This is a genomic window from Stenotrophomonas sp. FR010, from assembly GCF_047520755.2.
Lineage (GTDB): Bacteria > Pseudomonadota > Gammaproteobacteria > Xanthomonadales > Xanthomonadaceae > Stenotrophomonas > Stenotrophomonas sepilia.
Map to the genome: position 1 here is coordinate 284,155 of NZ_JAXBQT020000001.1, position 24,781 is coordinate 308,935.

Annotated in this window: 19 protein-coding genes and 2 tRNA genes; 1 reads left to right on the forward strand and 20 read right to left on the reverse strand. The window is 65.3% G+C overall.

Annotated elements, in window-relative coordinates; translation table 11 throughout:
* Positions 1-3 precede the first annotated feature (3 nt).
* Complete coding sequence (locus ACM0PK_RS01365) at positions 4-1,563, forward strand: PepSY-associated TM helix domain-containing protein (protein WP_111200642.1); 1,560 nt, start codon at positions 4-6, stop codon at positions 1,561-1,563.
* Positions 1,564-1,600: 37 nt separating this feature from the next.
* Here ACM0PK_RS01365 and ACM0PK_RS01370 read toward each other — a convergent pair whose 3' ends face one another.
* The 20 genes from ACM0PK_RS01370 to nuoE form a co-directional block, all read right to left on the reverse strand.
* Entirely contained in the window at positions 1,601-2,791 is a 1,191-nt protein-coding gene (locus ACM0PK_RS01370) for a glycoside hydrolase family 18 protein (RefSeq protein WP_414607912.1), read from the reverse strand.
* Positions 2,792-3,071: 280 nt separating this feature from the next.
* Positions 3,072-5,180 (reverse strand): polyribonucleotide nucleotidyltransferase, encoded by a 2,109-nt coding sequence (gene pnp / locus ACM0PK_RS01375; RefSeq protein ID WP_414607913.1) that lies wholly within the window; start codon positions 5,178-5,180, stop codon positions 3,072-3,074.
* Between the two features lie 151 nt (positions 5,181-5,331).
* Entirely contained in the window at positions 5,332-5,592 is a 261-nt protein-coding gene (rpsO, locus tag ACM0PK_RS01380; protein ID WP_005417886.1) for a 30S ribosomal protein S15, read from the reverse strand.
* 172 nt (positions 5,593-5,764) lie between these two features.
* Positions 5,765-6,673 (reverse strand): tRNA pseudouridine(55) synthase TruB, encoded by a 909-nt coding sequence (gene truB / locus ACM0PK_RS01385; RefSeq protein ID WP_414607914.1) that lies wholly within the window; start codon positions 6,671-6,673, stop codon positions 5,765-5,767.
* Between the two features lie 105 nt (positions 6,674-6,778).
* Complete coding sequence (gene rbfA, locus ACM0PK_RS01390; protein WP_005410447.1) at positions 6,779-7,162, reverse strand: 30S ribosome-binding factor RbfA; 384 nt, start codon at positions 7,160-7,162, stop codon at positions 6,779-6,781.
* A 132-nt stretch (positions 7,163-7,294) separates the two neighbouring features.
* Positions 7,295-9,943 carry a translation initiation factor IF-2 gene (gene infB / locus ACM0PK_RS01395; protein WP_414607915.1) on the reverse strand — a complete coding sequence of 883 codons (2,649 nt, stop codon included), beginning with the start codon at positions 9,941-9,943 and terminating at the stop codon, positions 7,295-7,297.
* 92 nt (positions 9,944-10,035) lie between these two features.
* Positions 10,036-11,547, reverse strand: a complete 1,512-nt coding sequence (gene nusA, locus ACM0PK_RS01400; RefSeq protein ID WP_005417911.1) for a transcription termination factor NusA — start codon at positions 11,545-11,547, stop codon at positions 10,036-10,038.
* A gap of 4 nt (positions 11,548-11,551) precedes the next feature.
* Positions 11,552-12,142 carry a ribosome maturation factor RimP gene (gene rimP, locus ACM0PK_RS01405; protein WP_414607916.1) on the reverse strand — a complete coding sequence of 197 codons (591 nt, stop codon included), beginning with the start codon at positions 12,140-12,142 and terminating at the stop codon, positions 11,552-11,554.
* Between the two features lie 367 nt (positions 12,143-12,509).
* A tRNA-Met gene (locus ACM0PK_RS01410) sits at positions 12,510-12,586 on the reverse strand.
* 82 nt (positions 12,587-12,668) lie between these two features.
* Positions 12,669-12,745: transfer RNA gene (locus tag ACM0PK_RS01415), tRNA-Met, on the reverse strand.
* 127 nt (positions 12,746-12,872) lie between these two features.
* Positions 12,873-14,333, reverse strand: coding sequence for an NADH-quinone oxidoreductase subunit NuoN (gene nuoN / locus ACM0PK_RS01420; protein WP_065179770.1), 1,461 nt, complete (start codon positions 14,331-14,333; stop codon positions 12,873-12,875).
* Positions 14,334-14,348: 15 nt separating this feature from the next.
* Positions 14,349-15,857, reverse strand: a complete 1,509-nt coding sequence (locus ACM0PK_RS01425; RefSeq protein ID WP_005410452.1) for an NADH-quinone oxidoreductase subunit M — start codon at positions 15,855-15,857, stop codon at positions 14,349-14,351.
* A gap of 23 nt (positions 15,858-15,880) precedes the next feature.
* Positions 15,881-18,046 (reverse strand): NADH-quinone oxidoreductase subunit L, encoded by a 2,166-nt coding sequence (gene nuoL, locus ACM0PK_RS01430; RefSeq protein ID WP_005417918.1) that lies wholly within the window; start codon positions 18,044-18,046, stop codon positions 15,881-15,883.
* Positions 18,047-18,053: 7 nt separating this feature from the next.
* Entirely contained in the window at positions 18,054-18,359 is a 306-nt protein-coding gene (gene nuoK / locus ACM0PK_RS01435) for an NADH-quinone oxidoreductase subunit NuoK (protein ID WP_005417921.1), read from the reverse strand.
* Entirely contained in the window at positions 18,356-19,012 is a 657-nt protein-coding gene (locus ACM0PK_RS01440; protein ID WP_005417923.1) for an NADH-quinone oxidoreductase subunit J, read from the reverse strand. The genes nuoK and ACM0PK_RS01440 overlap by 4 nt, the downstream gene beginning before the upstream one ends.
* 9 nt (positions 19,013-19,021) lie before the next feature.
* The gene (gene nuoI / locus ACM0PK_RS01445; RefSeq protein ID WP_005417924.1) at positions 19,022-19,510 is read right to left on the reverse strand and encodes an NADH-quinone oxidoreductase subunit NuoI; all 489 of its coding nucleotides are present in this window, start codon (positions 19,508-19,510) and stop codon (positions 19,022-19,024) included.
* Between the two features lie 3 nt (positions 19,511-19,513).
* Positions 19,514-20,608 carry an NADH-quinone oxidoreductase subunit NuoH gene (gene nuoH, locus ACM0PK_RS01450; RefSeq protein ID WP_065186670.1) on the reverse strand — a complete coding sequence of 365 codons (1,095 nt, stop codon included), beginning with the start codon at positions 20,606-20,608 and terminating at the stop codon, positions 19,514-19,516.
* Positions 20,605-22,839, reverse strand: a complete 2,235-nt coding sequence (gene nuoG, locus ACM0PK_RS01455; protein ID WP_111200648.1) for an NADH-quinone oxidoreductase subunit NuoG — start codon at positions 22,837-22,839, stop codon at positions 20,605-20,607. The genes nuoH and nuoG overlap by 4 nt, the downstream gene beginning before the upstream one ends.
* The gene (nuoF, locus tag ACM0PK_RS01460) at positions 22,836-24,176 is read right to left on the reverse strand and encodes an NADH-quinone oxidoreductase subunit NuoF (protein ID WP_329842396.1); all 1,341 of its coding nucleotides are present in this window, start codon (positions 24,174-24,176) and stop codon (positions 22,836-22,838) included. Before nuoF ends, nuoG begins: the two co-directional genes overlap by 4 nt.
* Before the next feature lie 4 nt (positions 24,177-24,180).
* Positions 24,181-24,708 (reverse strand): NADH-quinone oxidoreductase subunit NuoE, encoded by a 528-nt coding sequence (gene nuoE, locus ACM0PK_RS01465; protein WP_005410460.1) that lies wholly within the window; start codon positions 24,706-24,708, stop codon positions 24,181-24,183.
* Positions 24,709-24,781: the final 73 nt, after the last annotated feature.

Genomic DNA, 24,781 nt, shown 5'->3' on the forward strand with positions numbered 1-24,781 from the left:
CCCATGAAGTTCAGTTCGCAGACGCTGCGCACATTCACCACCCTGCACACCTGGGTCGGCCTGGTCGCCGGCTTCGGCCTTTTCGTGGCCTTCTATGCGGGTGCGCTGACCCTGTTCCATCACGACCTGCCGCTGTGGCAGACCCCGGGCGCCGCCACCGCCTTGCCGGCGGGCCTGGACGATGCGCAGTATCTGCTGGAAGACGTACTGGCGACACACCCGGAGGCCCGCCGCCACGTTGGCATGACCTTCCCCGGTACCGAACACCCGCAGCCCCTGGCGTACTGGCAGGCCGGCGACGGCAGCTGGCGCTACGCCTGGCCGGGCCAGATCGCCGGCAGCCCCGCGCCGCCGCAGACCGGACTGGCCGAACTGGTCAACGAACTGCACTACAGCCTCGGCCTGCCGGTGGCCGGCATCTATGTGATGGGCATCGTCAGCCTGCTGTATGGCATGGCGCTGCTGAGCGGCCTGGTGATCCATCTGCCGAAGCTGTTCGGCGACCTGTTCGCGCTGCGCCCGGGCCGCAACCTGAAGCAGCTGTGGCAGGACGCGCACAACGTGATCGGCGTGCTCAGCCTGCCCTTCCACCTGATGTTCGCGGTCACGGGCGCCCTGCTGTGCCTGGTGTTCGTGCAGATGGCCCTGCTCAATCCGCTGATCTACGATGGCAAGGCGCTGCAGGCGGTACCGACCGCGATGGACACTGCGCCGGTGCGCGATGCCAGCGGGATTCCGGCGCCACCGGGCAGCCTGCGCGTGCTGCATGCGCGCGCACTTGAAGTGGCCCGCGCGCAGGGCGTGGCCAACTTCGAGCCGGCCTACCTGAAGCTGGCCAATGGCGGCGATGCCAACGCCACGATCGAGATCACCGGCGAGGCCAGTGGCACCCTCGGTCCGCTTGGTGCCGTGGCATTGGACGTGGCCAGCGGCGACCTGCTGGCCTCCCAGCTGCCGGGCCAGCGCGACGCCAACCACGCCACGCTCAGCGCCGTCTACGCGCTGCACTTCGGTGAGTTCGGCAACGGCGTGGTGGTCTGGCTGTACTTCCTGCTCGGCCTCGGCGGTGCGTTCCTGTTCTACTCCGGCAACCTGTTGTGGATCGAGTCGCGGCGCAAGCGTCGCCAGCCGCAACAGCCACGTGCCGGTGTGAACATGGCGCGGGCCACGGTCGGCGTGTGCATCGGCCTGTGCGTGGCGATCTCGATCGCGTTCGTCACCGCACTGGTGCTGGAGCGGCTGGCACCGTCGGCGGTCGACCACGGCATCCGCTGGGCCTGCTTCGGCAGCTGGGCAGCCTGTGCGCTGTGGGCTGCACTGCGCCGTCCCGCGCAGGCCGCGCGCGAACTGCTGTGGGCCGCAGCGATCAGCACTGCACTGGTGCCGGTCCTGCACGGTGCACTCAATGGTGACTGGTTGTGGCGCGCCGCCGGGCGTGGCCAGTGGCCGCTGTTCTGGATCGATGCCATCGCGCTGGCCATGGCCTTCGGCTTCGCCCGCCTGGCCGTCGCCAGCCAGCGCCGCGCCCGCAACGGCGATCCGAACAGCGTCTGGGCGAACTGAAGCGTCGCCGGGCATGAGCCCGGCGCCAGCACGCGACTCAATCGCCGATGCGCGCCTTCTGCCACGGGCCGAGCATGGCGTTGAGCAGGCTGGCCTGCTCGTCGTCGCCGGTCAGCTCCCACATGAACACCCCGGCCAGGCCCTGCTCGCGGGCGAACTGCGCACGCAGCCCGATCGAGCGCGGGTCTTCATAGCTGATGAAGACCTTCTGTTCGGCGTTGTACAGCCACGGGCTCTGCGCCTGCGGCTGCCAGTGCCTGGTCCAGCCCGGCTGGTCGAGATAGCGCGCCTTGATCACCCGCCAGTCGCCGGCGTCGGCCGGTGTGCTGTAAGGCTGATACAGGCCATCCGGTGCATCGCCGGTGACCTTGAAGCCGCGCCCGTAGAACGGCACGCCCAGCACCAGCTTGTCGGCCGGTACACCGTGCTCGCGGTAGTACTGCACCGCGCCGGCCACGTTGTTCCAGCGACGCAGCTCCGGCGCCAGCGGATCGGCCGGCACTTCATGCAAGGGCGCATTGAAGGTCGACACCGACGAGAAGCCGGTGCCCATGTCGTAGCTCATCAGGTTGATGAAATCGAACACCCTGGCCAGCGCCGGCAGGTCGTAGCTCGCCGCCGGATCATAGGGGCCATCGGCCTGCAGGCGACCGGCGGCCAACGCGGCGGTCAGCAGCATCGGCTGGCCAACCTTGCGACCGCGCGCATCGAGTGCCTGGCGGAAGGCCTGCGCAAGCCGGGTCAGGTTGGCGCGATCCTGCGGGCGGTGTGCCAGCTCCTTCGGCCCACCACTGACCGGGAATTCCCAGTCGATGTCCACACCATCGAAGCTGCCTGCATGGCGCTCGAAGAACAGCGCCATGCATGAGTCGACCAGGCGCTTGCGGCTGGTTTCGGTCAGTGCCGCATCGGAGAAGCCGCCTGCGCCCCAGCCGCCAATGGAAATCAGCGTGCGCAGGTGCGGGTGCGCCTTCTTGAGTTCGGCCAGTGCGGCGAAATTCTTCGGCGCTTCCGCACCGACCGTGCAGCGGCCGTCCTCGATGGTGGAGAACGCGTAGAACAGGTGGGTCAGGCGCTCGGCCGGAATGCTCGACACCGGAAAGCGCTCGGCCGATCCACCAGGGTAATAGGCGCCGAAGATCGGCTGCTGTGCGGGCGCTGCGTGCGCGGCAATGGGCAAGGCACCGGCAATCAGCACGGCAAGGACGGCCACGGTCTGGCGGAACATGGGATCTCCCGGTTCAAAGGCGCCGCCACGTTAGCAAACCGATAGGGCTGCGGTACGGATGTCGCGGCATGTCGTCCCATGGACAGGCGCGATCCATGCAACCGTGACAGAACGATGGCTGCGTGGCGGCGATCATGCACTGCAGCAGGACATGCAGCGACCTGGATGAGCGTCTCTTCACAACATCGAGGCAAAGAAAAAGCGGGCCGAAGCCCGCTTTTTCATTTGCGAAAGCGTGAGGACCAACGGTCCTCACCCACCGCACGATCAGCAGTACCGATTATTCGGCGCAGGCGCCTTCGCCTTCTTCGACGGCCTTCATCGACAGGCGGATACGGCCCTGCTTGTCGACTTCCAGCACCTTGACCTTGACCACATCGCCTTCCTTCAGCTTGTCGCCGACCTTCTCGACGCGCTCGCTGGAGATCTGCGACACGTGGACCAGGCCGTCCTTGCCCGGCAGGATGGTGACGAACGCACCGAAGTCCATGATCTTGGCGACCTTGCCTTCGTAGATGCGGCCCGGCTCGACGTCCGAGGTGATCTGCTCGATGCGGGCCTTGGCAGCCTGGGCAGCGATGGCGTTGACCGACGCGATGACGATGGTGCCGTCGTCCTGGATGTCGATCTGGGTGCCGGTTTCCTTGGTGATGGCCTGGATGGTCGAGCCACCCTTGCCGATCACTTCGCGGATCTTGTCCGGGTGGATCTTGATGGTCAGCAGGCGCGGCGCGTAGTCCGACAGCTCCTCACGCGGAGCGGTCAGGCCGTGGGCCATTTCACCCAGGATGTGCAGACGGCCAGCCTTGGCCTGCTGCAGGGCCTGCTTCATGATCTCTTCGGTGATGCCTTCGATCTTGATGTCCATCTGCAGGGCGGAGATGCCCTCAGCGGTACCGGCCACCTTGAAGTCCATGTCGCCCAGGTGATCTTCGTCACCCAGGATGTCGGACAGGACCACGAAACGGTCGCCTTCCTTGACCAGGCCCATGGCAATACCGGCCACCGGTGCCTTCACCGGCACGCCGGCGTCCATCAGGGCCAGCGACGAGCCGCAGACCGACGCCATCGACGAAGAACCGTTCGACTCGGTGATTTCCGAGACGACGCGGATGGTGTACGGGAAGGCTTCCAGCGACGGCATGACAGCCAGCACGCCGCGCTTGGCCAGACGACCGTGGCCGATTTCGCGGCGCTTCGGGCCCATCATGCGGCCGCACTCACCCACCGAGAACGGAGGGAAGTTGTAGTGGAACAGGAAGTTTTCCTTGTACTCACCGGCAACGGCGTCGATGACCTGGCCGTCACGGGCGGTGCCCAGCGTGATGGTCACGATGGCCTGGGTTTCGCCACGGGTGAACAGCGAGGAGCCGTGGGTACGCGGCAGCACGCCGGTCTTCACGGTGATCGGGCGGACGGTGTCCAGCGCACGGCCGTCGATGCGGACCTTGGTGTCCAGCACCGAGTCACGCATGGTGCGGTATTCCAGTTCGCCGAATTCCTTCGACAGCTCGGCCGGGTTCCAGCCTTCGGCGGCCACACGGCCGGCCAGGGCTTCGAACACGTCCTTCTTGATCGCCGAGATGGCGTCACGGCGCTGCAGCTTGTCACGCACCTGGAAGGCTTCGCCCAGGCGCGGGCCGATGGCTTCCTTCAGGGCGGAGATCAGCGCGTCGTTCTTGGCCGGGGCTTCCCAGGTCGACGGCTTGGTGCCAGCTTCGACGGTCAGCTCGTTGATCGCGTTGATGACCTTCTGCATTTCGCGGTGACCGAAAGTCACGGCGCCCAGCATCACTTCCTCGGACAGCAGCGCGGCTTCGGATTCGACCATCAGCACGGCGTTGGAGGTACCGGCGACAACCAGCTCCAGCTGCGAGTCAGCCAGTTCGCTGACGGTCGGGTTCAGGATGTACTCGCCGTTCTTGTAGCCGACCTTGGCAGCGCCGATCGGGCCCATGAACGGGGTGCCGGCCAGGGCCAGGGCAGCCGAGGCGCCGATCAGGGCCGGGATGTCGCCGTCCACGTCCGGGTTCAGCGACATGACCGTGGCGATGATCTGCACTTCGTTCTTGTAGTCTTCCGGGAACAGCGGACGGATCGGACGGTCGATCAGACGCGAGATCAGCGTTTCCTTCTCGGTTGCACGGCCTTCACGCTTGAAGAAACCACCCGGGATGCGGCCGCCGGCGTAGAACTTTTCCTGATAATCGACGGTCAGCGGGAAGAAGTCCTGGCCTTCGCGCGCGCTCTTGGCGGCGACGGCGGTGACCAGCAGTACGGTGTCGTCCATCTTGACGATGACCGCACCGCTGGCCTGGCGGGCGACTTCGCCGGTCTCAAGCGTGACGGTGTGCTTGCCGTACTGGAAGGTTTTGGTGATTTTTGCCACGGAGGGTGTCCTTGGGGATGCTGTCTGCGAATTTGGACCGTCGGCGACCCTTGCCGCCAGCGGGTGGCCGGATCGTTCCGGCCTGAATCGGGGATTGCGGTGCTACAAAACAAAACCGCGGCGCATCGCTGCGCCGCGGGGGATTCGTTGCTTAGCGACGCAGGCCAAGCTTTTCGATCAGGGCCTTGTAACGCTCGACGTCCTTCTTCTTCAGGTAGTCGAGCAGGCTGCGACGGCGGTTGACCATCTGCAGCAGGCCGCGGCGGCTGTGGTGATCCTTCTTGTGGGTCTTGAAGTGGCCGGTCAGCAGTTCGATGCGGGCGGTCAGCAGGGCAACCTGGACTTCCGGGGAGCCGGTGTCAGCGGCGCTGCGCTTGTTGTCTTCAATGACCTTCTGGGTGTCGATCGACATTTCTTTTTTCTCTGTGATGCGTGGCCGGCAGGAACGCGCTTCGCGCACCGCCAGGCTCGCCGTGGACTACGAGGATGAAACCTGCGGGAGGCAGGTTGCCGGAAAACGGCCGCGAAATTGTAACGGCCAGGGGCTTCCGGGACAAGGACCGGGGCTGAACCACCCTGCCCGGTCAGAGGTTGAAACGGCGCTGCGGGGCCAGCAGGCCACTGTCGTCGACCTGGCCCAGGCCTTGGACAGCATCGTCCGGACCGAACACGGCCACCAGGCCATGCGGCCAGGACATGTCACGCTGGCGCTGGCCGACGCAGAAACGGTGAGCCTGGGCGGCGTCGAGGTCGACCCGCGGATACTCGGCCAGGCCGGCCGCCAACGGCAGCAGCAGCGCGTCCATGCCCGCCTCGTCGCCGGCCTCGGCCATCACCCGCAGCTGGTCCAGGGTGACCATCACCGGTTCACGGAACGGCTCGACCCACAGCCGGCGCAGCGCACTGATATGGGCGCCGCAGCCCAGGCGTTCGCCGAGGTCGCGTGCCAGGCTGCGGATGTAGGTGCCGGAGCCACAGGTCACGCGCAGCCGCAGCCGTTCCGGCTGCTGCTCGAGTACCTCGATGGCGTGCACCTGGACCTCGCGCTCCGGGGCCTCGATGGCCTCGCCGCGGCGGGCCTTCACATACAGCGGTTCACCGCCCTGCTTCAGCGCCGAATAGATCGGCGCCCGCTGGCGGATGTTCCCCGTCAGTGGAGCCAGCGCAGCCTGCAGGGCCTCGGCGCTGATCGCCGGCACCGGACGCTGCAGCAGCACCTGGCCCTCGGCATCATCGGTATCCGTGGTCTGGCCGAGCACGATCTCGGCATCGTACGCCTTGGCCGAACCCAGCAGCAGGCCGGCGATCTTGGTCGCCTCGCCGAAGCATAGCGGTAGCAGGCCGGTGGCCAACGGGTCGAGGCTGCCGGTGTGGCCACCCTTCTCGGCACGGAACAGGCGGCGCGCCCCCTGCAGGGCGGCGTTGGAGCTCATGCCGGTCGACTTGTCGAGCAGCAGGATGCCATCCAGGCGGCGGAACTGAAATCGGGTCATGACAGGATGTTGTAGAGCCGAGCCATGCTCGGCTGCAGCGGCGCGGCCCGCACAGGCATCGCGTTGCCGGAATGGAAAGACGCCGGGCATGGGCCCGGCGCTAGCTTATTCTTCGTCGCTCTCGCGACGCTTCTCCGCGGCCAGCGTATCGGGCAGGTCGCGCAGGATGTTGTCGATGTGCTCACCACGGTCGACCGAATCGTCGTAGTGGAAATGCAGCTCCGGCACGTGGCGCAGCTTCATCGCACGGGCCAGGTCCATGCGCAGGCGGTAGCCCAGCTCCTTCAGGCCGGCCACGGCTTCAGCCGAGCGTTCCGGCATCAGGGCGGTGACGAACACCTTGGCATGGGCCATGTCGCGGGTGATTTCCACGTCGGACACGCTCACCGAGGGCAACCCGTGCTCGCGCACGGCGTTGTGCACCAGGGTGCCGAGTTCACGGCGCAGCTGGGCGGAGACACGGTCGGTTCGATGGAAAGTCTTGGGCACGAGCAGCTCTTGGTTCAGTTGTCGCCCGACCAACGGTCGGGCGCTACCTTTGATTCGATTGTCGCCCGACCAACGGTCGGGCGCTACAGGTACATGGTAGGGCCCGACCGTTGGTCGGGCCACCTTGCAGCATTACAGGGTGCGCGGCACTTCGATACGCTCGAAGCACTCGATCTGGTCGCCTGGCTTGACGTCGTTGTAGGCCTTCACCGCGATACCGCATTCGGTACCGTTGCGGACTTCCTCGACGTTCTCCTTGAAGCGACGCAGCGATTCCAGCTCGCCCTCGAAGATCACCACGCTGTCGCGCAGCACGCGGATCGGCTTGTTGCGCTTGACCACGCCCTCGATGACCATCGAGCCGGCAACGGCGCCCAGCTTGGAGCTGCGGAAGACGTCGCGGACCTCGGCGATACCGATGATCTCTTCGCGGATCTCCACGCCCAGCAGACCGGATGCCACCTGCTTCACCTGATCGATCACGTCATAGATGATCGAGAAGTAACGCAGGTCGACGCCGTTGGATTCAATGATGCGGCGGGCCGAAGCATCCGCACGCACGTTGAAGCCGATGACGGTGGCCTTCGAAGCAGCCGCCGAGTTGGCGTCCGATTCGGTGATGCCGCCGACGCCGGAGTGGATCACGTTGATGCGGATGTCGTCGTTGGACAGCGCGACCAGTGCCTGGCTCAGGGCCTGCACCGAACCCTGCACGTCGGCCTTGATGACCAGGTTGAGGACCTGCTGGCCCTCGCCCTTGCCCAGGGTCGCCATGATGTCTTCCATGCGGCTGCCAGCGGTGGCGACCAGGCGCGACTCACGGCGCTTGGTCTCACGCTGCTGCGCAACATCCTTGGCCAGGCGCTCGTCCTCGACCACCACGAAGTCGTCTCCGGCTTCCGGCACACCGGACAGGCCCAGGACCTGCACCGGGATCGACGGGCCGGCGAACTCCGGCTGCTTGCCGGTTTCGTCGAACAGCGCACGCACGCGGCCGTACTGGATACCGCACACCAGGTAGTCGCCCTTCTTCAGGCGGCCCTGCTGCACCAGCACCGTAGCGACCGGGCCGCGGCCCTTGTCCAGCGACGATTCGATCACCACGCCCGAGGCGCGACCTTCGTCGACGGCCTTCAGTTCCAGCAGTTCGGCCTGCACCGACACCGCGTCCAGCAGGTCGTCGATGCCCAGGCCGGTCTTGGCCGAGATCTCCACCATCTGGATGTCACCACCGAACTCTTCGGCCACGACCTGCTCGGAGAGCAGCTCGTTCTTGACCCGCATCGGGTCGGCACCGGACTTGTCGATCTTGTTGATCGCCACGATCAGCGGCACACCCGCCGAACGGGCGTGCTGGATCGCTTCCTTGGTCTGCGGCATGACGCCGTCGTCGGCAGCAACCACCAGCACCACGATGTCGGTCAGCTTGGCACCGCGGGCACGCATCGAGGTGAACGCGGCGTGGCCCGGGGTATCCAGGAAGCTGATGACGCCCTTGGGCGTCTCGACGTGGTAGGCGCCGATATGCTGGGTGATGCCGCCGGCTTCGCCGTGGGCAACCTTGGTGCGGCGGATGTAGTCCAGCAGCGAGGTCTTGCCGTGGTCCACGTGACCCATGATGGTGACCACCGGCGGGCGCTGTACGGCTTCGCCCTGGTTTTCACCGGTCGAAGCCAGCAGCGCGTCTTCGGCATCGTTGTCGTTGGCACGGATCGCCTTGTGGCCGAGTTCTTCGGTCACCAGCGCAGCGGTGTCGTGGTCGATGGACTGGGTGATGGTCACCATCACGCCCATCTTGAACAGCGCCTTCACCACCTCGCCGCCCTTCAGCGCGAGCTTCTGCGCCAGGTCGGCCACGGTGATGGTCTCGCCGATCGCGACTTCACGCACGACCGGTGCGGTCGGGCGTTCGAACGCGTGCGGACCGGCATTGTTGCCACCACGCGACATGTCGCGACGGCCACCGGTCTGGTTGCGGCCACCCGGACGTCCACGCGAATTGCTGTTGTTGCTGTTGCCACGACGCGCACGGTCGGCGGCCGACAGGTGCATCTGGCCGGCGAAGCGGTCGCCCGGGCCACGCTCGTTGCGCGGCGCGCTGCGGTTGTTGCGCTCGTCGTTGCGCGGCGGCGGCGGCGGAGCACCACGCGGCGCAGCCGGGGCGGCGGCCGGGGCGCGCGGCGGGCGCGGCGCGGTTTCGTCGATCGGAGCACGCTTGGGCTTGCTGGCGGCCAGTGCCTCGGCCGCCTTGGCCGCAGCCGCAGCTTCCTCGGCGGCCTTCTTCTCGGCCTCGGCGCGTTCCTTGGCGGCAGCCTCTTCCTCACGGGCACGGACGATGGCCTCGTCGCGCAGACGATCCTTCTCGGCCAGGGCCTGCTGTTCGGCGAGGTTGCGCGCACGCGACTCTTCCAGCTTGCGCAGGATGTCGGCGCGCTCTTCGTCCGGCGTCATGGCGCGAGCACCATCCTTGACGTAGGTACGCTTCTGGCGCACCTCGACATTCACGGTCGTCTTGCTGCGACCGGAATTGACCGTCACTTCCTGCTGCTTCCGGCGGTTGAGCGTGATCTTCTTTGCAGACTGATCGGTCTCTTCCGGGGCCTGCTCGGGCTTGCCGTGCGAACGACGAAGGAAGCCCAGGAGCTTTACCTTCTCGGAGCTGGTCACGACCTGGTCGGGACCGCTGAACTTCATGCCGGCACCGGCCAGCTGTTCCAGCAGTTTTTCGACCGGCGTGTTGACCAGTTCGGCAAGCTTGCGGATGGTGGTTTGCTGCGACATTCGGATCCTATGATCTTGTGGGCGCCCCCCCGCATCTGGAGGTGGCGCGGATTCTACGCCCTGAGCGGCTCAGGGCCCTGTTCATTGCCGGCTCATTCGCCGCGTTCCAGTCGGGCGATCTCCTCGGCACGGGCGGCCAGGATCAGCGCAGCGGCGCGCGCCTGATCCAGTCCTTCGATGCCGAAGTCCATGACCTCGTCGGCGGCCAGGTCGGACAGGTCCTCGCTGGTACGCACGCCGTGGCCGGCCAGCGCATATGCGGTGGCTTCGTCCATGCCCTTCAGGGACAGCAGGTCCTGCGCCGGCTGGCCGTCTTCAAGGCCTTCCTCGACTGCCAGGGCCTCATTGAGCAGCGCATCGCGGGCACGAGCGCGCAGCTCTTCGACGATGTCCTCGTCGAAACCTTCCACGGCCAGCAGTTCGCCGACCGGGACATATGCGATTTCCTCGACGGTGCCGAAGCCTTCGCTGACCAGGATGCCGGCGATTTCCTCGTCCACTTCCAGTTTGTCCATGAACAGCTGGCGGGCGGCAGCCTGCTCGGCCTCCGACTTGGCAGTGACCTGGTCCTGGGTCATCACGTTGAGCTGCCAGCCGGTCAGGCGGCTGGCCAGGCGCACGTTCTGGCCGCCCTTGCCGATCGCCTGGGCCAGGCGGTCTTCGGCAACGGCCAGGTCCATCGAGTGCTTGTCCTCATCGACGATGATCGACTGCACTTCGGCCGGAGCCATCGCGTTGATGACGAAGTTGGCCGGGTTGTCGTTCCACAGCACGATGTCCACGCGCTCGCCATTGAGCTCGTTGGACACGGCCTGCACGCGCGAACCGCGCATGCCGATGCAGGCACCGATCGGATCGGTGCGCTGGTCGTGGGCCAGCACGGCGATCTTGGCGCGGTCGCCCGGATCGCGGGCGCAGGCCTTGATTTCCACCAGGCCCTGGCCGACTTCCGGCACTTCCAGCTTGAACAGCTCGATCATGAACTCCGGCGCGGCGCGGCTGATGAACAGCTGCGGGCCACGCGGCTCCGAGCGTACTTCGGCCAGGTAGCCGCGCACGCGGTCGCCGGCACGCAGCACGTCGCGCGGAATGCCCTTGTCCTTCGGAATGAAGCCTTCGGCATTGCCACCGAGGTCGACGTAGATGTTGCCGCGCTCGGCGCGCTTGACCACACCGGTGATCAGCTCACCCACGCGATCCTTCCATGCATCCACGACCTGCTGGCGCTCGGCTTCGCGCACGCGCTGGACGATGACCTGCTTGGCGGCCTGGGCAGCGATGCGGCCGAAGTCCGGGTTCTCGATCTGCTCTTCGATGTAGTCGCCGACCTCGACGCCTTCGGCCTCGTCGACGGCGTCCATCAGGCGGATCTGGCGATCCGGCGATTCCATGACCACGTCATCGGCCACCACTTCCCAGCGGCGGAAGGTTTCGTAGCTGCCATCCTTGTGGTCGATGACCACGCGGGTCAGCACTTCCTCCTCGGGATAGCGCTTCTTCGCTGCCGAGGCCAGGGCGGCCTCGATGGCATCGAAGATCACTTCACGCGGCACGCCCTTCTCGTTGGCGACTGCGTCGACTACCAGCAACAGTTCCTTGCTCATTGGCTCACTCCGCGCGCGGCTTCTTTGCCGCCGGCTCGTTGGAAGAAGAATTCGTGTTCGGCTTCGGACGCTTCGGCGCCGGACCGGTCGGCTTGCTCGGGGCCAGCCCCAGCGCCACCCAGTCGGGCATGATCCGTGCCTTGTCGATGTTGTCGGCCGACACGACCACTTCAGCCTTGTCGACGATGAAGGTGATGGTGCCCGCGGCCTCGTCGATCGCTTCGATGCGGCCCTGCAGGCGACGACGGTTGTACTGCGGCAGCTTCAGCGTGACCTTGGCCGATTCACCCTGGTGGCGGCCGAACTGCTCCAGGTTGAACAGCGGGCGGTCCACGCCCGGCGAGGACACTTCCAGCGTGTAATTGCCGCTGATCGGGTCTTCGACGTCCAGCTGCGCCGAGACTTCGCGGCTGACCCGCTCGCAGTCGTCGACATTGATGATGCGCTCGGGCTGTTCAGCCAGCGGCACGTCGATGTAAAGGCGCAGGGTCGCACCGCCGGGGGCCGGCAGATACTCAACGCCCAGCAGCTCCAGGCCCAGCGACACAACGGTCGGGGCGAGCAGATTCGCGATGTCGGTTGCCTTGTCGCTCACAGCCTGCCTTGATCTCTATGGTTGGGTGCCGGCCTTGGCCGGCGTGGAAACATGACGCCCCGGAAACGACAAAGGGCCCGTTGGGCCCCTTTTCCGGAAAGACTCCGGTGACTGGATTCCGGTTGCAACCTGCATTGCCTGCCGGTTGCGGCCCTCCTTCCGGGTCCGGACTCCCGCTGGGAGGCCGCCTTCAGGGGTACTGCTAGGCCGCTGATGATAGCGGCTGCACCGCGCTGGTGCAAGGTGCGGACCTGGGGTCAGATCCCTTTTCCACGGGAAAAGGGATCTGACCCCGATCACGCAGAAACGACGCAGACCCCAAAGAAAAACGCCCTCGAAGCAGCACTTCGAAGGCGATTTCTCTACTTGGTAGCGGGGGCAGGATTTGAACCTGCGACCTTCGGGTTATGAGCCCGACGAGCTGCCAGACTGCTCCACCCCGCATCAGAAGCGGAATTATGAGCGGTTGCTCCAAAAACTGCAAGCTTCCCCTCATTCATCAAATCGGTTGGCGCCGATCCGAAGTTGGTAGCGGGGGCAGGATTTGAACCTGCGACCTTCGGGTTATGAGCCCGACGAGCTGCCAGACTGCTCCACCCCGCACCGGAAGTGTTTGAACTGCTGCCCTGCTCTTTCGAGGGGGGCTACCGCAACGATGTTCTGGCTGAACCGCTGCAGTGACAACTCAGGCTGCGCATATTACACGAATCGCGCAGCTTTGTGTCAACTTTTATGCAAGATGCGCAAATGCCTGCTGGCACCAGACCATGATCGGGTTCCAGGCCAGGCCCAAGGCCAGCAGCGCCAGGGCATTGACACCCAGCACCACACCCAGCACGCGGTCGTTGTTGCGCGGCATGGCCTCGCCCACCGGCTCATCGAAGTACATGACCTTGATGACGCGCAGGTAGTAGAAGCAGCCGACCACGGCGCACAGCACGCCCAGGATGGCCAGCCACAGCAGGCCGCCGTTGACGGCCGCGCCCAGCACCGCCAGCTTGGTCCAGAAGCCCAGGAACGGCGGGATGCCGGCCAGCGACGCCATGATGCACAGCACCAGGCCGGCCATCCACGGGTTGCGGGCATTGAGGCCCTTGAAGTCCTCGATGTTCTCGGCTTCAAAACCGGCACGCGACAGCGCGATGATCGCGCCGAAGGCGGCGGTCGACATGATGGCGTAGGCCAATGCGTAGAACAGCGCAGCGGCATAGCCCTGTGCGCCACCACCGGCGATGCCCATCAGCAGGAAGCCGATGTGCGAGACGGTGGAGAACGCCAGCATGCGCTTGAGATTGCTCTGCGCGATGGCCATCAGGTTGCCGATGACCAGCGAGACTGCGGCCAGGCCGGCGATCAGCAGCTGCAGTTCGGTCGACAGCGGACCCACGCCCATTTCCAGCAGGCGGTAGGCCATGCCGAAGGCGGCCAGCTTCGGCGCCGAGCTGATGAACAGTGCGATCGGTGCCGGGGCACCCTGGTACACGTCCGGCAGCCACATGTGGAACGGTGCGGCACCCAGCTTGAAGGCGACGCCGGCGATCATGAACACCGCACCGGTGATCAGCAGCACGCGCTCTTCCGAGTGCGGGATGGCGTCACGGATGACGTCCAGGTGCAGGCTGCCGGTAGCGCCGTAGATCAGCGACATGCCGTACAGCAGCAGGCCAGAGGCCAGCGAGCCGAGCACGATGTACTTCATCGCCGCTTCCGAGGCCAGGCCGTTTTCGCGGTTGCTGGCGACCAGGGCGTAGGAGCACAGCGCCAGCAGTTCCAGGCCCAGGTAGACCATCAGCAGGCTGCCGGCCGACACCAGGATCATCATGCCGGCGGTGCCGAACAGGATCAGCACCGGGATCTCGCCCTGGAACAGGTTGCGGTCACGCAGGTAACGCCAGCCGTAGACCAGGGTCAGGCCGCTGAGCAGCACGATCCCGGTCTTCATCACGTCCGCGGCGGTATCGCGCACGAACATGCCATGGAAGACCTCGCCCTGCCCGCCCACGCCGGTGACCAGCATGAACAGCACCACGGCCAGCGCAGCGAGCGAGAACAGGTGGGTGACGATCTTGTTCCGGTTGCTGACGAACAGGTCGAGGATCATCAGGGCGAAGGCGCTGCCGATCAGCACCAGCTCGGGAGCGAGCGGTGGCAGGTCAGCGGCGGTCAATGGCAGCAGCGGCGAGGTGGTCATCATCAAATCCTGGAATTACAGCAGCTTGCTGGATGCGATCTGCATCGCCAGCTTCGCGATCGAGGGCTCCATCAGGTCGGTCAGCGGCTTGGGATAGATGCCCAGGGCCAGCACGCCGATGGCGAACACGCCCAGCACCAGCCATTCGCGGCCGTTGATGTCCTTCAGTTCGGCAACATGGCTGTTGGCCACTTCACCGAAGAAGATGCGCTTGTACAGCCACAGGGTGTAGGCGGCGCCGATGATCAGGGTGGTGGCCGCGCCCAGCGCGATCCACGGATTGCGCTGGAAGGCCGACAGGATGACCATGAACTCGCCAACGAAACCGCTGGTACCGGGCAGGCCCGCGTTGGCCATGAAGAACAGCATGGCGAAGGTGGCGAACCACGGCATCACGTTGACCACGCCGCCGTAATCGGCGATGCGGCGGCTGTGCATGCGGTCGTACAGCACGCCGACACAGGAGAACATCGCGCCGGAGACGAAGCCGTGCGAGATCATCTGCACCATGGCGCCCTGCAGGCCCAGGCGGGCGGCATCGGCGTTGCCGGCTTCACGGACCAGCCACAGGGCAATGAAGGTGCCCAGGGTGACGAAGCCCATGTGCGCGATCGACGAATAGGCGATCAGCTTCTTCATGTCGTCCTGCACCAGGGCGACCAGGCCAACGTAGATCACTGCGATCAACGACAGCGCAATCACCAGCCAGGCCCATTCCTGCGACGCGTCCGGGACGATCGGCAGGTTGAAGCGCAGGAAGCCATAGCCACCGATCTTCAGGGCGATGGCGGCCAGGATCACCGAACCGGCGGTCGGCGCTTCCACGTGGGCGTCCGGCAGCCAGGTATGGACCGGGAACATCGGCACCTTGACCGCGAAGGCGATCAGGAACGCGAAGAAGATCCAGGTCTGTTCCTTGGCCGACAGTGGCAGTGCATACAGGTCGGCCAGCTGGAAGCTGCCGCCCTTCATGTACAGGTAGATCAGTGCCACCAGCATCAGCACCGAGCCGAGGAAGGTGTACAGGAAGAACTTCAGCGCAGCGTAGATGCGACGCGGGCCGCCCCAGACACCGATGATCAGGAACATCGGGATCAGCATCGCCTCGAAGAACACGTAGAACAGCATCGCGTCCGTCGCCGCGAAGATACCGACCGTGACGCCTTCCAGGATCAGGAAAGCCGCCACGTACTGGTTCACGCGCTTGTCGATGGCGCTCCAGGCGCCGATCAGGGCAAGCACGCTGACCAGGGTAGTCAGCAGGATCAGCGCCACGGCAATGCCGTCCACGCCCAGGTTGTAGCCGATCTTGTACGCCGGGATCCAGGCATGGGTCTCGACGAACTGCAGACCGTCGATGCCCGCGTTGTAGCCGCTCAGCAGCGAGAGGCTCGCCACGAACGTCAGCACCGCTACGCCCAGCGACGCCCAGCGGGCGGTCTGCGCATCACGGATCGCAAGGATCAGGGCGCCACCGATGATCGGCAGCCAGATGAGGACACTGAGTAGAGGCCAGTTCGACACGTCTTCTTATTCCGTACAGGTCATCAACGCAGGTAATGCATCAGCACGCCCAGCAGGGCAATCAGGCCGATGATCATCGCGAAGGCGTAGTGATAGAGGAAACCGGATTGGGTACGACGCAGCACGCCGGCTGCAACGTCCACAACACGTGCCGAGAGATTGACCACGCCGTCGACGATGTTGCTGTCGATCCAGCGCGAGACCTTGCCCAGCTTGACGCTGCCACCGGCAAAGCCATCGATCCACAGCTTGTCGAAGCCGTACTTGTTTTCCAGCACCGACACCAGCGGAGCGAAGGCCTTGCGTGCCTTGCCCGACAGGTCCGGCTTCCACAGGTAGAACAGTGCGGCCAGCAGGAAGCCCGCAACGGTCAGCATGAACGCCGGAGCCATCATGCCGTGCAGCGCGAAGGCGACCGGGCCGTGGAACTCCTCACCCAGGAAGCCGATGGTGTTCTTGGCCGGATCGTAGAAGTCGACGATTCCGGTGAAGAACGTATGCGCCTGGCCCTTGATGGCATCGTGGGCATGGTGGCCGGCCCAGTCGGTGCCGTACAGCATCGGACCGATGCTGAAGAAACCGATGGCGATCGACGGGATGGCCAGCAGGATCAGCGGCAAGGTCACCACCCACGGGGTTTCGTGCGGCTCATGCGGACCGTGGCCATGGCCGTGGTCATCGTGATGCGCATCGCCGTGGTGGGCGTCGGCGGCGTGGTGAGCGTCATGGCCGTGACCATGATCGTCATGATGCACGTCGCGGAAACGCTCCTTGCCGTGGAAGGTCAGGAACAGCAGGCGGAAGCTGTAGAAGCTGGTGACGATCACGCCACCCAGCACTGCCCAGTAGCCGTAGGTGGCCACCCAGTTGTCGGACAGGTGCGCGTGCAGCTCGGCGGCCTCGATGATGGTGTCCTTCGAGTAGAAGCCGGAGAAGAACGGCGTACCCACCAGTGCCAGCGTACCGATCCACATGGTGATGAAGGTGATCGGCATGTACTTGCGCAGGCCACCCATCTTGCGCATGTCCTGCTCGTGGTGCATGGCAATGATGACCGAGCCGGCACCCAGGAACAGCAGCGCCTTGAAGAAGGCGTGGGTCATCAGGTGGAACACGGCTGCCGAGTAGGCCGACACGCCCAGTGCAACCGTCATGTAGCCCAGCTGCGACAGCGTGGAGTACGCGACCACGCGCTTGATGTCGTTCTGCACGATACCGATCAGGCCGGTGAAGAACGCGGTGGTGGCACCGATGAACAGCACGAAGTTCAGCGCGGTCTGCGACAGCTCGAACAGCGGCGACATGCGGGTGACCATGAAGATACCGGCGGTCACCATCGTCGCGGCGTGGATCAGTGCCGAGATCGGGGTCGGGCCTTCCATCGAGTCGGGCAGCCACACGTGCAGCGGGACCTGGGCCGACTTGCCCATGGCACCAATGAACAGGCAGATGCAGATGACGGTAGCGATCGACCAGATCACCGGCTCGTTGAGCAGCTGCATGCCCAGGATCGTGCCGTCCCAGATCTGCAGCTGGGCGCGCGGATCAGCCAGCATGCCGGCCTGCGAGAACACCTGCGAGTAGTCCAGGGTGCCGAACACCCACAGCACGCCGGCGATGCCGAGCAGGAAGCCGAAGTCGCCGACGCGGTTGACCAGGAACGCCTTCATGTTGGCGAAGATCGCGGTCGGGCGCTTGAACCAGAAGCCGATCAGCAGGTACGACACCAGGCCCACCGCTTCCCAGCCGAAGAACAGCTGCAGGAAGTTGTTGCTCATCACCAGGGTGAGCATCGAGAAGGTGAACAGCGAGATGTAGCTGAAGAACCGCTGGTAGCCCGGATCGTCCTGCATGTAGCCGATCGTGTAGATGTGGACCAGCAGCGACACGAAGGTCACCACCACCATCATCATCGCGGTCAGCTTGTCGACCATGAAGCCGACGTGGGCCGAGTACTGGCCGACTTCGAAGAACGTGTAGATGTTCTGGTTGAACGGCTGTGCGCCGCCCCACAGCAGCTGGTAGAGCGTGTACATCGACAGGCCGCAGGCCACCGCGACGCCGAGGATGGTGATGGTCTGCGCGCCGAAGCGCTTGACCTGGCGACCGAACAGGCCGGCGATGATGCTGCCGAACAGCGGCGCAAGCACCACTGCGATCAACAGACTCTTGGAGAGAGTGATTTCCATCTGTGGATCAGCCCTTCAACGAATCGACTTCGCCGACATTGATCGTGCGGCGGGTACGGAACAGGGTCACCAGGATCGCCAGGCCGATGGCGGCTTCCGCGGCGGCGACGGTCAGGATGAAGAACACGAACAGCTGGCCGGACGGATCGCCCAGCTGGCGCGAGAAGCCGACGAAGTTGATGTTCACCGACAGCAGCATCAGTTCGATCGACATCAGCAGGACGATGACGTTCTTCCGGTTGAGGAAGATGCCGGCCAGGCTGATGGCGAACAGCACCGCGCCAAGCGCAAGGATGTGGCCAAGGGTAATCACGGCTGGGTCTCCTCGCCGGTGGCCGGCTTGCTGTTGCTGTGCACGACCGGTGCTTCGGCACCCATCTTGACCATGCGCAGGCGCTGGCCGGCCTTGACCATGGTCTGCTCGCCCGGGTTCTGGCTCTTGACGCCGGTACGGCGGCGCAGGGTCAGCATCACGGCGGCAACCACGGCCACGGTCAGGATGACGGCGGCGAACTCGAACGGCAGCAGGTACTCGGTGAACAGCGTGCGTGCCAGCCAGGTGATGTTGGAACTGTCGGCGGCGACCGCAGCGGCGTTGTCGGCCGGGAACGGCGTGACCGAGCGTGCCTTGACGCCGATCAGGATCAGCATCTGCGCCAGCATCGCCACCGCGACAATGAGGCCGACCGGCAGGTAGCGCACCCAGCCCTCACGCAGCTTGGTGGGGTCGATGTCCAGCATCATCACCACGAACAGGAACAGCACCATCACCGCGCCAACGTAGACCAGCACCAGCGCCACGCCGAGGAACTCGGCGCCCACCAGCAGCCACACGCAGGCAATGGAGAAGAAGGTCAGCACCAGGCAGAGCACGGCGTGAACCGGGTTGCGCACGCTGATCACCGCACCGGCCGAAACCGTTGCCGCGATGGCGAACACCCAGAAAGCGATATTTACCCAATCCATCTCTCGACCTCAGCGGTAAGCGGCATCGGCTGCACGACGCTCGGCGATCTCGGACTCGAGACGGTCGCCAAGGGCCAGCAGCTGCGGCTTGGTAACGATGTTTTCGCCACGGTTCTCGAAGTGGTACTCGAGGATGTGGGTTTCGACGATCGAGTCCACCGGGCAGCTTTCTTCGCAGAAGCCGCAGAAGATGCACTTGAACAGGTCGATGTCGTAGCGGGTGGTGCGGCGGGTGCCGTCCTCGCGCTTGGCCGAGTCGATGGTGATGGCCAGCGCCGGGCACACCGCTTCACACAGCTTGCAGGCAATGCAGCGCTCTTCGCCGTTGGGATAACGGCGCAGGGCGTGCAGGCCACGGAAGCGCGGCGACTGCGGGAACTTCTCCATCGGGTACATCATCGTGTACTTCGGCTTGAAGCTGTACTTCAGCGTCAGCCAGAGGCCGGCCAGCAGTTCGAGCAGCAGCAGGCTCTTGAAGTAATGGGTAATCCTGTTCATCACTTAGACGCCCTTTTGAATCACGCCGAAGAACACCATGACGGCGGTAACCGCGATCCACAGAATGGCCAGCGGGATGAAGACCTTCCAGCCCAGGCGCATGATCTGGTCATAGCGGAAGCGCGGGAAGCTGGCACGGAACCAGATGTAGGCACTGGCGAAGAAGAACACCTTGACGAACAACCACGGTGCACCGCCCTTCCAGATCCAGTCGACCAGCGGCGAGACATTGCCGAAATCGACCCAGCCCTGGACCGGGCTCAGCCAGCCGCCGAGGAAGAAGATCGAGATCAGGAAGCTGATCAGGATCATGTTCGCGTATTCGGCCAGGAAGAACAGGGCGAACGCACCGCCGGAGTACTCGACCATGTGGCCTGCAACGATTTCCGATTCGCCTTCCACCACGTCGAACGGCGCGCGGTTGGTTTCAGCCACGCCCGACACCCAGTAGATGACGAACAGCGGGAACAGCGGCAGCAGGAACCAGTCGAAGAAGCCGGAACTGCCGGCCTGCGCAGCGACGATGTTGCTCAGGTTCAGGCTGCCCGAGGCGATCATCACGCCGACCAGGGCGAAGCCCATGGCGATTTCGTAGCTGATCATCTGCGCCGAGGCGCGCATGGCACCCAGGAACGCGTACTTCGAGTTCGATGCCCAACCGGCCAGGATGATGCCGTAGATGCCCAGCGAGGTCATCGCCAGCAGGTACAGCAGGCCGGCGTTGGCATTGGACAGCACGATCTGTGAATCGAAGGGCACCACCGACCAGGCCGCGAAGGCCGGGGCCAGGGTGATCAGCGGGGCCAGCAGATAGATCGCCTTGTTGGCGCTGCTCGGCTGAACCACTTCCTTGAACAGCAGCTTGAAGACGTCGGCGAAGGCCTGGAAGATGCCCATGCCCACGTACATCGGGCCGTGGCGGACGTGCATCCAGCCGATCAGCTTGCGTTCCCAGACCACGTAGAAGGCCACCGAGATGATCACCGGCACGGCGATCACCAGGATCTTCAGGATGATCCAGATCAGCGCGCCGATGTCACCGAGGCCCAGCAGCCACTGGTGCAGCGGGTCGACCGCGTTCAACAGCAATTCGTTCATGCAGCCACCACCGATACGCGAGCGGCACCCAGCGGCGCGGTCGCGCCGTGGCCCGATTCAATCCAGACCGAACCCGCAGCGACGCGGGCGTCGACCACCACCGGCAGGGTGGCCTTGCCGGCGTCGGTGCCGACCTTGGCCATCTGCCCTTCCTGCAGCTGCAGGCGAGCGGCATCTTCTGCGTTCAGCACGATGCGCGGGGCGTTGTTGAGCGGATGCGACTGCAGTGCCGGCGCGCGACGGACCACCGCATCGGTGCGGTAGATCGCGGCGGTCGAAGCCACTTCCAGGCCTTCACCGGCAACTGCCGGCTGCGCCGAAGCAGCGACGGTGACCGACACCGGGGCCAGGCTGGCACGCAGGCCGGCCAGGTCGGTGAAGTCGAAACCGGCCAGGGCCATGTCGCCGCCCAGTGCGCGCAGCACGCGCCAGCCTTCGCGGGCCTCGCCCGGCAGCTTGCCGCCGGCACGGGCCGACTGCTCGCGACCATCGAGGTTGGTCAGGGTGGCATCGATTTCCGGCAGCGCACCGATCGGCAGGATCACGTCGGCAACGTCGCGGGTCGAGGCGCAGGCGAACTGGCTGAAGGCCACCACCTGGGCACCGGCCAGCGCCTTGCGGGCGGCCGGGGCGTCGGCGAAGTCCAGGCCCGGCTCAAGGCCGTACACCACGTAGGCCTGGCGCGGCTGCGCCAGCATCGCGGCGACGTCCTTGCCAGCCGGCAGCACGCCGGCGCGGGTCAGGCCAACGGCGTTGGCGCCCTGCGGGATGCGGCACAGCTTGGCACCGGTAGCGGCAGCGAAGTCACGCGCGGCAGCGCGGATAGCGGCAGCCTGCGGGTGGTTCTCGGCGATGCCACCAACGATCAGCACGGTGTTGTTGCCGCCCTGCACTGCCGAACGCAGCTCGACGTTGGCCAGCGCGTCGACGAACTTCGACGGGGCAACGATCTGCTTGCCGGCGACACTGAAGGCGAAGTCGAAGTCCACCGGATTGACGACGTGGATCTTCGCGCCCTTGGTGGTCTGCGCCTTGCGCAGGCGAGCGTGCAGCAGCGGCAGTTCGTGGCGGATGTTGCTGCCCAGGACCACGATGCGGTCGGCGCCCTCGATCTCGGCCAGCGGCAGGCCGAACACTTCGGCGGTTGCGGCGTCGGAGAAATCGCGGTTGTTGATGCGGTGGTCGATGTTGCCCGAGCCCAGGCCCTTGGCCAGGCGGGCCAGCAGTGCGCCTTCCTCGTTCGAGGTCGACGGGTGCACCAGCACGCCCAGGTTGTCGCCCTGGTTGGCCTTGAGGATTTCGGCGGCCGCGGCCAGGCCTTCGGCCCAGCTCACTTCCTTCCACTCGCCGTTGACCTTGCGCAGCGGCTTGACCGCACGGTCTTCGCTGTACAGGCCCTGGTGCGAGTAGCGGTCACGGTCGGACAGCCAGCACTCGTTCACGGCTTCGTTGTCGCGCGGCACGGTGCGCAGCACTTCGCCGCGACGCACGTGCAGGAACAGGTTCGAACCCATCGCGTCGTGATAGCCCAGCGACTCGCGCGCGGTCAGTTCCCACGGGCGGGCGCGGAACTGGAACACCTTGTTGGTCAGCGCGCCGACCGGGCAGACGTCGACGACGTTGCCGGACAGCTCGGTGGTCAGCGGCTTGCCGTCGAAGGTACCGATCTGCAGGTTCTCACCGCGGTACATGCCACCCAGTTCGTAGGTACCGGCAACGTCGGCGGTGAAGCGGACGCAGCGGGTGCACTGGATGCAGCGGGTCATCTCAGTGGCAACCAGCGGACCCATGTCCTCGTCCGGCACCACACGCTTGCGCTCGTTGAAGCGGCTGACCGAACGGCCATAGCCCAGCGACACGTCCTGCAGCTCGCACTCGCCGCCCTGATCACAGATCGGGCAGTCCAGCGGGTGGTTGATGAGCAGGAACTCCATCACCGAGCGCTGGAACTTCAGCGCCTTCTCGCTGCGGGTGGCGACCTTCATGCCGTCCATCACCGGGGTGGCACAGGCCGGCGCCGGCTTCGGCGACTTCTCCACGTCCACCAGGCACATGCGGCAGTTGGCGGCGATCGGCAGCTTCTCGTGATAGCAGAAGCGCGGAATCGGAATGCCGGCCTTGTCGGCCGCCTGGATGATCATCGAGCCCTTGGGCACGACCAGCGACTTGCCATCGATCTCGATGGTGACGTGATCGGGTGGGACGCTCGGATTTACGGGTTGCGCGCTCATGCAGCGGCTGCCTCCACCTTCTTGCCGTCAACCATCGAATGACCGTTGACGATGTAGTACTCGAACTCGCCCCAGAACTGGCGCAGGAAGCCCTGGATGGGCCATGCAGCCGCTTCGCCGAACGCACAGATGGTGTGGCCTTCGATCTGCCCGGCCACTGCCTTCAGCTGGTGCAGGTCTTCCATCGTGGCCTTGCCGGCGACGATGCGCTCCAGCACGCGGTGCATCCAGCCGGTGCCTTCACGGCACGGGGTGCACTGGCCGCAGGATTCCTTGTGGAAGAACTGGCTGATGCGGCAGGCGAACTTGACGCAGCAGACGCTGTCGTCGAGCACGACGATCGCACCCGAGCCCAGGCCGGAGCCCAGCGCACGGATGGTGTCGTAGTCCATCGGCAGGCCCTTCAGCTCGGCCGCGGTCAGCACCGGCATCGACACGCCGCCCGGGATCGCGCCCTTGAGCTTGCGGCCCGGGCGCAGGCCACCGGCCATTTCCAGCAGGTCGTCGAAGGTGGTGCCCAGCGGTACTTCGAAGTTGCCGCCGTTCTGCACGCAGCCGGACACCGAGAAGCACTTCGGGCCGCCGTTGGCGGTCAGGCTCAGGCCCTTGAACCACTCCGGGCCGTTGCGGATGATCGCCGGCACCGAACCGTAGGTTTCGGTGTTGTTGATCGTCGACGGCTTGCCGTACAGGCCGAAGTTGGCCGGGAACGGCGGCTTGTAGCGCGGCTGGCCCTTCTTGCCTTCCAGCGATTCCATCAGCGCGGTTTCTTCGCCGCAGATGTACGCGCCGGCGCCCAGCGCACCGTAGATGTCGATGTCCACGCCGCTGCCGAGGATGTTCTTGCCCAGCCAGCCGTTCGCATAGGCGTCGGCCAGGGCCTGCTCGAAGTGCTCGAACGGCTCGTGGTGGAATTCACCGCGCAGGTAGTTGTAGCCCACGGTCGAACCGGTGGCGTAGCAGGCGATCGCCATGCCTTCCACCACCGAATGCGGGTTGTAGCGCAGGATGTCGCGATCCTTGCAGGTGCCCGGCTCGGATTCGTCCGAGTTGCAGAGGATGTACTTCTGCATGTTGCCCTTGGGCATGAACGACCACTTCAGGCCGGTCGGGAAGCCTGCGCCACCGCGGCCGCGCAGGCCCGAGGCCTTGACCATCTCGATGACCTGCTCCGGGGGGATCTTCTCTTCGAGGATCTTGCGCAGGGCAGCGTAGCCACCGGTCTTCAGGTAGCTTTCGTACGACCACGGGGTGTCGTAATGCAAGGTGGTATAGACCACCTGGTGCGGCAGCGGCGCGGGGCCGACCGGACCCTTGGATTCGTGGTGATGTGCCATGCCCTTACTCCAGCCCGTCCAGCAGCTCGTCGACCTTTTCCAGGGTCAGACGCTCATGGTAGTGACCGTTGATGACCATCATCGGCGCGCCACCGCAGCCGGCCAGGCACTCTTCCTCGCGCTTGAGGTAGACGCGGCCGTCAGGGGTCGATTCACCGTGCTTGATGCCCAGCTTCTTCTCGCAATGGCGCACGATGTCCTCGGCGCCATTGAGCCAGCAGCTGATGTTGGTGCAGATGGCCACGTTGTTACGGCCCACCTTCTCGGTCTCGAACATCGAGTAGAAGCTGGCGACCTCGTAGGCCCACACCGGCGGCAGGTCCAGGTACTTGGCCACGCCGGCGATCAGTTCGTCGGTCAGCCAGCCCTGGTTCTGCTCCTGGGCCGCATGCAGGCCCTGCAGCACGGCAGAGCGCTTGCGGTCCGGCGGGAACTTGGACAGCCAGTGATCGATGTGAGCGCGGGTCTTGTCGCTCAGCACCACCATCGGGTCGACGTCGCGCGCCGCCTCGAAATTACCTGTCGCCTTCATCGGCCGACCTCAGCGAAATGCATAACGTGAAATTCCAGAAACTGCGGCGCCGGCTTGCGCCGGCTGCCTGCAG